Source organism: Paraclostridium sp. MRS3W1 (genome assembly GCF_032465715.1).
GTDB lineage: Bacteria > Bacillota > Clostridia > Peptostreptococcales > Peptostreptococcaceae > Paraclostridium > Paraclostridium dentum.
Genome location: NZ_JAWDJM010000194.1, coordinates 41,513 through 50,370 on the forward strand (window position 1 = coordinate 41,513; position 8,858 = coordinate 50,370).

Genomic DNA, 8,858 nt, shown 5'->3' on the forward strand with positions numbered 1-8,858 from the left:
TAATTTATACTCCATAACATGCTGATAATTTTTTTGTTAATCTATTTTTATATTCTAGATATTCTTCACTCTCTCGCTCTCTTGGTCTATCTAGATCTATCTTTAAATCTTCTAATATACGTCCTTTATCTCTAGACATAACTACAACTCTGTCGCTCATATATACCGCCTCATCTACATCATGAGTAACCATTATTGCAGTTATCTTTTTTTTCATCCAAATATTTTCTAGTTCTTCTTGAAGATTTTGTCTCATTTGAAAATCAACCGCTCCTAAAGGCTCATCCATTAAAAGAACTTCTGGGTTACATGCCAGCGCTCTTATAACAGCGACCCTTTGCTTCATTCCCCCTGATAGCTGATGTGGATACATCTTTTCTTTTCCCTTTAAATCTGATATTGATAATAGTTCTTCTAATCTCTGTTCTCTTTCTTTTTTAGACATTTTTTGTTGCTTCATTGGAAATTCAACATTTCCTTTTACTGTTTTCCACGGAAATAATGCATAATTTTGAAATACAAATGCTCTATCTATACCTGGTTTATCTACTACTTTATTATCTAGTAAAACTTGACCGTTTTCACAAGTTTGAAAACCTCCTATTATAGTTAATAATGTAGTTTTACCACAACCAGATGGACCTAGTAATGATACAAATTCCCCTTCTTTTATATCTAGGTTTATATCCTCTAATACTTTATGTTCTACTTTATTATTTATAAAGGTTTTACTTATATTGTCTATTTTTAGTTTCATTAATTATCAAACCTCCATTTGCAAAGGCTCTTGTTTATAAATTTTAATATTCTATCTATTATAAATCCTATTAATGCTGCAAATATCATAAGCCCAATTAAAAGTTCTGTATTCATCATTGTTTGAGCTTGTACCATAGAGTAACCGAGACCGGCACTCGTTGCTATAAACTCGGCTCAGATTACAGACATCCAACCAGTACTTATTGCAAGTCTCGCTCCAGTTAAAATATCTGGAAGAGCTGCTGGTAGCATTACATTAGTAAATATTACAAACGGAGATGCTCCCATACTTTTTGCTGCGTTATAATAATCTTTTGATATAGATCTAACTCCTTGAATTGTATTAAGGATTATAGGAAATACTCCTGCAAAAGCTATTAAGAATATTGTTGGCCCATCTCCTATACCAAACCATACTATAGTTAATGGAACCCAAGCCATTATAGGTACTTGTCTTGCTGAATCTACTACTGGAGAAAATACCTTCTCAAAAGTTGATGAGAACCCCATAATCAGCCCTAGAGGAAGTCCAAATCCCATAGCATACATAAATCCCTTTAATACTCTTTGCATAGTAATTAATACGTTTTTTACAATTTCAGGGTCTGTTATACATGTTATAAATCCATGAAACACATCCATTGGCATAGGAAGTAAAAGTGAGCTTCCTATTCTTTGTGCACTTATTTGCCATATTCCTATTATCACTATAAATAATAATATTTTATAAAATACATCTAAAAACTTTTTATTTAATCCTCTTTTTTTATTTATTTCTGTATTTGCAGAAACTTTAAATTCCACTTTTTAAACTCACCCCAAACTTCTTTTGATATCTCTGTATCTGTATATTTTTCTAGTTCTTTTTTAAACAAGTTTTCATCATTTAATTCTTTTACACTTTGGTTATATAGTTTTATAAATTGAGTATATAATTTATTTTGTTTAAATGATTTATTTACAACCATTACATATGTATCATAATCCTTATTTATTGCTGTAGAAAATTTTTTCCCATTTAAACTAAGTGCTTTTATACTATCAATTACTATAGCATCTACTTTGTCGCTTTCTAATGCATAAGCTAGTCCCCCACTTATAAAAGGTACTTCCTTTGCACTTTCATAATACTCTTTTACTAAATCAATTTGATAATTCCTATTTTGTGTAACTCCTACTTTTTTTATATTTTCGTTTTTAACTAAAAATACATCAGAGTTTTGGACTACATTATCTACAATTTCAAAATTTTTATCATATTCTACAAATTTTTTCGCCGCTTCCTTACAAATTATAGCCATATCTATTTGCTCTGAACTCAGAGCCCACTGCATAGTACTCGCTCAACAATCATTTATAGAATATTGCTCTATTAAATTTTCAATTTCAACATCTGTAAAATAATCTTTGTTTATCATATAATCAATGATAAAACCAGAGGTATCATCTGATACCCCTATTCTTATATTTCCATCTATTTTTTCAGTCTTAGGATTAAAAAATAATACTCCTAAGCTTCCTATTATAATAATTAAACCTAAAATTATATTTTTAGTTTTGTCCATCTATCTCCATTGCCTTTGCTTTCCAATCTTCATAGCTCATACCTTTAGGGAATACTGGATCTACTTTTTCTTTTATAAACTTATCAAAATCATCTGCTCCACAAGATTTTAAAAGCTTATCATTTACAACTTTATCATAATCAGGTATTTCCTCTAATGCCTTATTGTCTTTATACATATCTAAATTGTTTTTATATTCGTCTCCAGTTATTTTCCATGTAAGAGTTCTTCCTTCTCCTACAGTCTTTTTATATATAGTCATTAATGCTACTTCTTCATCTACACTATAGTTTTTAGCAAATATTTTAGCTGCTTTAACTGGGTTTGTGTATATATACTCTATAGCTTTTGTGTGTGCTAAAACCATTTTTTCAGCTAAGTCTGGATGTTCTTTTACAAAGTTTGTATTTAATGAGAATGAACAACAGTTGTATTCTTTTCCTGTATTTTTTTCTTTATATTGAGTCGATGAAATTATCTTTCCAACGCCTTCTTTCTCCGCTACAGATCCCCATGGATCACATGTACTGAATGCTTTTATTTGTCCTGTTTTTAATGCTAAGTATGCATCTTTGCTAGAGTCTATATTTACAACTTGATATTTAGATGAGTCTACTGGAAGTCCTGTTTCTGGGCCGTAGTCTGTAGTCCATAGTAAATCACCATCTGGGTCTGAAGCTATTTTTTGTTCTATTAATTCTTTAGGATCTTTTATATCGTTTGCAACTACTAAGTATTCAGATCCACCTCTATGGTTATTTGCAGCTACAACTATTGGTGATCCTTTTGGAATAGCTCCAACTAATCCTTTAGTCCCAATATATCCTGCATCCATTTGTCCAGCTGCCATAGCTTCTGGTACTTTTCCGTTTCCTACAGCTTGAACGTTAAGTCCTAAATCTTTATAAATCCCAGCATCCACAGCAACTGGAGCAGCCGTCATGTGGTCACAATTATAATAACCTAATTTAATTGCATAATCTGAACTACCTTTTGTTGCCGTTTCTTGCTTGTTTTCTTTGCTGCTACATCCTGTTAAAACTGTAGTGCTTATTGCACCTATTAGTACTAATGACTTTACCTTCTTTGAAATTTTCACTTTTAATTCTCCTCTTTGTTGAATTTATATTAGCAACATGCATTCATGCCTTCTCCGAATAAATCTACTAATTTTTTATTTTCTAATCTATATATTGCATATCCTACATTTCCATTTTTAGATCCAGATAATATAAGTTCCATTTCATTCTTATCATCTATATCTTTAAATTCTATTGAAATGTCATCTATAGGTGCTCTTATAGGCTCTGTCATGTAAACGTTTTCATCATCACTTATAACTCCAACCATTTCATTATGATTTTTGCCTTTTTTATAAACAACTAGCAAGTCATCAACTTTATCGTTATTTATATCGTGCTGTGTGTACGTAAGTATTTTTTCATATTTGGCATTTTCTTTAAAATAGTTTAAATACTCTTCATTTACATTTGGAAGGATACTTTCTTGATTCTTTTTATCTTTGCTATATACTGCAATTCCTATTAATAAAACTATTATAGAAAGTATTATTAAAAATTTTTTACGCTTCATTTTTTACAACCTTTCTTAAGCTAGGCATTATAGCTTTTATGAAAAATATGAATATTATAAATGAGCATATGTATTTTACTGAATCCGGTATATTTAACATTATAGTATTAGCTATGCTTATAGATTCCTGCTTGTAGCTGATATTTATATTTGTTGCCTTTCCCATTAAAAGGAGATTTGTTATATATCCAATAACTAGCGAGCAAGTTGTAAGTGTTATAGAATATATAGCTACAGTTCTCTTTCCTATTACTTTATACATACTTATAAGTTCTGGTAAGTTTGTAGCAGCTCCAGCTATTAAAAATGTTATAGCAATTCCTGGTGATGCCCCACTTGCTACTAATGCTGCGATAAATGGTATATGTCCAACTGCACAAACATACATAATACATGCAAGTACTGCTATACTACCTAAAGATAGTACACCTGGATTTCCTAAGTATTTTTGAATTATGCTACTTGGAAACACCGTTGTTATAAATCCTGCAACAAGCATACCTATCACAACATATTTACTAATTGTAAGTGCTAATTCAGAAAATGACCATTTTAATCCTTCTATCACTTTTTCTTTAAAGCTTAACTCTTCTTCTTCTAGCTCAATAGCTATTTCTTCATCCTCTTGTTGGTTTATACATAATTCATTTTTACCTAAGTAGTTTCCTAAAAGTCCTACTATTATTGGCACGACAAATCCCGATATAACATAAATAATAGTTATATCTGGCCCTAATAATCCTAAACTTAATACTACTGCTATTGGATTTATAATTGGAGTTGATGTCATAAAAGCTAAAACTGGACCTAGATAAGCTCCAGAATAGTACATACTTATTCCTATAGGTATAACTCCACAACTACATATTGGTAGTAACATTCCTGAAACTGTACTCTTTAATAACGATGATATTTTTTTATTTCCAAGAGATTTTTGAAATTTTTCTGGACTTATTAGATTATGTAGTAGACCTGCTATTATAAAACTTATTATTAACCAACCTGAAGCTCCATTTAATATACTTATAGATGCTAGTAGTACATCTTTGAAAAAATCTAAAATATACATTTAATTCTCCCCTAATTGTTTATAGCGTCTGTTATTGCTTTTTCTATGATATCCTTTGAAAGCCTATCATATTTTTTTCTTTGGTTTATAATCATTGTACCTTTTGTTATGATTCCATATTTTTTTAAATAAGTAAAATCTTTTCCCGCTTGATATAATTTTATATCAATCTTTTCTTTATAAAGTTCCCCTAGCTTTCTTATTAGCATTCCATGCTCATCACATGTAGGTCATGTATTTATAAACTCTACTAAAACTTTAGACATTTCTCCTCCTTTATTTTTTCCTTTTTCCCCTTTAATTTACATTTTTTTACACTCAAGCTCTTTTATTATACATAGAATTTTCAGACATTGTAAAATAGAATATATCTATATAACAACGTCACAATATAGATATATTCTATTTAATTTTTTACCTATTTATTTTTCTTGCAAGCGTTGCTGTCCAAATACCAACCATTGTTACCCCTAAAAACATTTCTATCCCTGATAAAAATATGCTATATCCAAATGGAGTTATATCTCCATATCCAACTGTTGTAAATGTAACTATACTAAAATGAAATGCTCTCACAAAGTCATCTATCATCACATTTGCTGATTTTTCTGTAAAAAATAGTTCTTTATAAGATATAATTTCACTTCCTATTTTAAGTCCAAAGATTAGATATAATATAGTAAATAAAAATATAAGTTCTAAAGATGTTATAAGTGCATAAGTTGGTCTTTCTCCATATCCGCAAATTAACCAAAGTGCATCTGATTTAAATCTTTTTATTCCCTTTAAAGTTTTTCGTTCTATAGTTTTATAAATATATAAGTATTCTCCATACTTAGCTAATAAATTATTTTCTTGAAATTTATAAGCTATAGTTCTATAAAATTTATAACAACTTTCATAACTTTCATTATTTAATTCGTCAAAGAATGTATCTTCATTGAACTTAGTAACTAAGCTATCATCGAATTCCAAATTATATATATAAGATTCAGTTAATTTAAATGATTTTAAATCACAATCCTTAATTGTCATAAAATCTATATGACAATTAATAAAAATACTTTTTTTAAAGTTACTATGCTCAGTTATAAGATTATTTAATTGAGTGTATCTTAATATTGAATTTTTAAAGTTACAATCTATAAACCTAACTTTATTAAATTTACAATTTATGAATACACTATTTTCAAAACTACAATTTATAAATTCTATATTTTCAAATTGCATATCCTTTATCTTTCTGCTTTCAAACTTTGTGTTTTTAACAACTTTTAAATCTAAAATCTCATCTATTTTTATATATTTATTAAATTCATAAGAACTTATATCTTTTATATTTTTGTCATTAAGCCTATTATTAACTTCGTGGTTAGCAACTTTTCTTAATTTATTAAACTCAATAGTTTTCATATTTATTCTCCAAAAATAATTTTATAATATTAACTATTTCGGTTTAATATTTTGAGAATCCTTTGAAATAAAATTTTTGTCATATCATTTTTATCATAATGTCCTACTTTTCTTAATATACTTGTACAAATAACCATTTGGGGGAGGATAAATTTATGAATACAAAGATAAAAGTTTTAGAGGAAAAACTACCGAAAAAATGTTGCTCCTACTGTAATCATCTTTCTTTAGAGGGTCCTAATGATGATTTTACTTATGATATAAAATGTGTGCTTTCAAATAGTACTCCTTTAAATGGAGATTCATGCAATGATTTTAGCCCAGAATATACTAATTTAAATCATGTTGATTTAGATACGCTATATTTAAAATTTTTAGAGTCATCTATTCAAGTTGATTATGCATCTTACTTAAACTCGCTACATTGGAAATTATTTAAAGAAAAAACTTTAGATTTTTACGACTATGAATGTTCTAAGTGTGGATGTAGTGACAATTTAAATGTTTATCATATAAATGATAACTTCGGTCGAGAAACTTTCGATGATGTAAATGTGCTTTGTGAAAATTGTTTAAGAAATTAAATTTATATACTACTAATATTTTTTTAAAATAAACAAATAATAAATTCATAGTCAACTGACTATGAATTTATTTTATTTTGGAGGTATTTATATGTCAAATCCTATAAGCTGTTCAGCTACAAGTTGTACTTATAATAAAGTTGGAGCATGTTACGCATCTGGAATAAAAGTTGATGGTAAGTCAGCTGATACTACTTGCGAAACAACTTGTTCGACTTATGAGAATAAAGAATCTAGCTCATTCTCTAATAGTGTTCAAGATTCAACAGTTGCTCAAACAAGCTCTATATCTTGTGCTGCTACTAACTGTAAGTACAATCACAGTGGAGATTGTAATGCTGACTCTATTCATATAAATATGGATGATGCATCTTGCGAAACTTTTGTAACTAAATAGTCCCTACACAATATTATTTACAAAATAAAAAAGAGCTGATTATAATATATAGCTGATGATAACTGTATATGATTTAGCGACATTTTGAAAGCGCATTTTGCTTTCATGGAGCAAATCATACAAAGTTATCTTAAGCGTTTTATATATTAGTCAGCTCTTTTTATTTTAATTAAAACTTAGATCTTCTATTAGTTCTTCATACTCTCTATAATTCTCTTCCTCTTTTAAAATTCTTAACGCTCCATAAGAAAGAGCTTCTAACTCATTTTCTCCTGCTAGTACAGTTACTGGTGCAATAAATCTTACTTTATCACTTAGTTTTTTAGTTAAATTTTTAGAGTATGCAATTCCTCCAGTTAAAATGATTGCATCCACATCACCATCTAAAACTGTAGATAACTCCCCGATTCCCTTTGCAACTTGGTAAATTAAAGCCTCATATATTAATTTAGCTTTTTCATCACCGTTTTCGATCATTTGTTCAACTTCTCTAATGTCTACAGTATTTAAATGGCCTACTATTCCACCTTTTCCTCTAATTTTTTTCAGCATTTCTTTTTGAGTATATTTACCACTAAAGCACATATCTACAACCTTTTTAACAGGTATTCTTCCACTTCTTTCTGGAGAAAATGGACCCTCGTCATCAGATACTACATCTACCATGTGCCCATTTTTATGTGCAGCTATAGTTATTCCTCCTCCAAGATGTGCTACTATTAAATTCATATCTTTATAATCTCTATTGTTTTCCTTTGAAAATTTAATAGCCATAGCTCTTGAATTTAATGCATGGCTCAAGCAGTTTCTCTTTATTTCTGGAAACCCTAATACTCTAGCTACATCATCTAATTCATCAACTGCTACACTATCGTATATATATGCATTTACTCCTATTTCTTTAGCTATTTCATAAGAAATAAGCGCTCCTAAGTTTGATGCATGTTCTATTATAGGTTTATTCTTTAGCCTATCTACCATAGCATCATTTACTAAATAAGCTCCTGATTTTACAGGCGGAAGTATCCCTCCTCTTCCAACTATAGAATCTAACTCCTCTTTCTTAAAATCGTTTTCCTGGAGGATGTTTAAAATGCTTTCTTTTCTCATTTCAAACTGATCAGTTATACTATTATACTTTTCTAATTCATTTGCACTATGATTTATACTTTTCGAAAAAAGCATATTTTCATCTTCATATACTGCAATTTTAGTAGATGTTGAACCTGGATTAATCGCTAATATTTTATACCCCATAAACTACTCCCCTTTGACTAAATTCATTCCTACTTTAAATGCTTCTATATTTATGTCTACAAACTCCTTTTTTACATTATCACTTATAATTTGATTCCAGTCAATATGTTCAAGGTTCATAGATTTAACTAAGCTTCCAAGTAAAATTATATTCATTGTTTTTGGGTTTCCAAGTTCAATAGCACTCTTTGATGCATTTATCAATTTAGCTCCTACTCTAA

At 29.0% G+C, this 8,858-nt stretch carries 12 protein-coding genes; 2 read left to right on the forward strand and 10 right to left on the reverse strand.

Annotation, left to right across the window (positions count from 1 at the left end):
* Positions 1-4: 4 nt before the first annotated feature.
* From saoA to RWY47_RS17420, 8 genes are all read right to left on the reverse strand, one after another.
* Entirely contained in the window at positions 5-757 is a 753-nt protein-coding gene (gene saoA, locus RWY47_RS17385) for an ABC transporter ATP-binding protein SaoA (protein ID WP_021429742.1), read from the reverse strand.
* Positions 757-1,563, reverse strand: coding sequence for an ABC transporter permease subunit SaoP (gene saoP, locus RWY47_RS17390; protein ID WP_416389362.1), 807 nt, complete (start codon positions 1,561-1,563; stop codon positions 757-759). The genes saoA and saoP overlap by 1 nt, the downstream gene beginning before the upstream one ends.
* A complete protein-coding gene (gene saoB / locus RWY47_RS17395; protein ID WP_264319128.1) occupies positions 1,530-2,324 on the reverse strand; it encodes an ABC transporter substrate-binding (seleno)protein SaoB in 795 nt (264 codons plus the stop codon). Before saoB ends, saoP begins: the two co-directional genes overlap by 34 nt.
* Entirely contained in the window at positions 2,311-3,423 is a 1,113-nt protein-coding gene (gene saoX, locus RWY47_RS17400) for an ABC transporter substrate-binding subunit SaoX (RefSeq protein WP_150843247.1), read from the reverse strand. Before saoX ends, saoB begins: the two co-directional genes overlap by 14 nt.
* Before the next feature lie 29 nt (positions 3,424-3,452).
* Positions 3,453-3,917: a Cys-Cys-COOH (seleno)protein SaoC gene (saoC, locus tag RWY47_RS17405; protein ID WP_224170668.1), complete on the reverse strand. Its 465-nt coding sequence runs from the start codon at positions 3,915-3,917 to the stop codon at positions 3,453-3,455.
* A complete protein-coding gene (gene saoE, locus RWY47_RS17410) occupies positions 3,907-4,986 on the reverse strand; it encodes an efflux transporter SaoE (protein ID WP_150843249.1) in 1,080 nt (359 codons plus the stop codon). The genes saoC and saoE overlap by 11 nt, the downstream gene beginning before the upstream one ends.
* 11 nt (positions 4,987-4,997) lie before the next feature.
* The gene (gene saoT / locus RWY47_RS17415; RefSeq protein WP_257439636.1) at positions 4,998-5,252 is read right to left on the reverse strand and encodes a thioredoxin-like (seleno)protein SaoT; all 255 of its coding nucleotides are present in this window, start codon (positions 5,250-5,252) and stop codon (positions 4,998-5,000) included.
* Positions 5,253-5,400: 148 nt separating this feature from the next.
* Positions 5,401-6,399 (reverse strand): ion channel, encoded by a 999-nt coding sequence (locus tag RWY47_RS17420; protein WP_021429612.1) that lies wholly within the window; start codon positions 6,397-6,399, stop codon positions 5,401-5,403.
* 155 nt (positions 6,400-6,554) lie between these two features.
* On the opposite strand from RWY47_RS17420, the gene RWY47_RS17425 reads away from it, so the two are divergent.
* Positions 6,555-6,983 carry a hypothetical protein gene (locus tag RWY47_RS17425; RefSeq protein WP_021429669.1) on the forward strand — a complete coding sequence of 143 codons (429 nt, stop codon included), beginning with the start codon at positions 6,555-6,557 and terminating at the stop codon, positions 6,981-6,983.
* Positions 6,984-7,074: 91 nt separating this feature from the next.
* Positions 7,075-7,380: a DUF1540 domain-containing protein gene (locus tag RWY47_RS17430; protein WP_150843251.1), complete on the forward strand. Its 306-nt coding sequence runs from the start codon at positions 7,075-7,077 to the stop codon at positions 7,378-7,380.
* Between the two features lie 165 nt (positions 7,381-7,545).
* Here the strand turns inward: RWY47_RS17430 and buk are convergent, their stop codons facing one another.
* Complete coding sequence (buk, locus tag RWY47_RS17435; RefSeq protein ID WP_150843252.1) at positions 7,546-8,637, reverse strand: butyrate kinase; 1,092 nt, start codon at positions 8,635-8,637, stop codon at positions 7,546-7,548.
* Positions 8,638-8,640: 3 nt separating this feature from the next.
* Positions 8,641-8,858: 2-oxoacid:acceptor oxidoreductase family protein (locus RWY47_RS17440; protein WP_316030380.1), on the reverse strand; the 218-nt coding region annotated here is incomplete at its 5' end.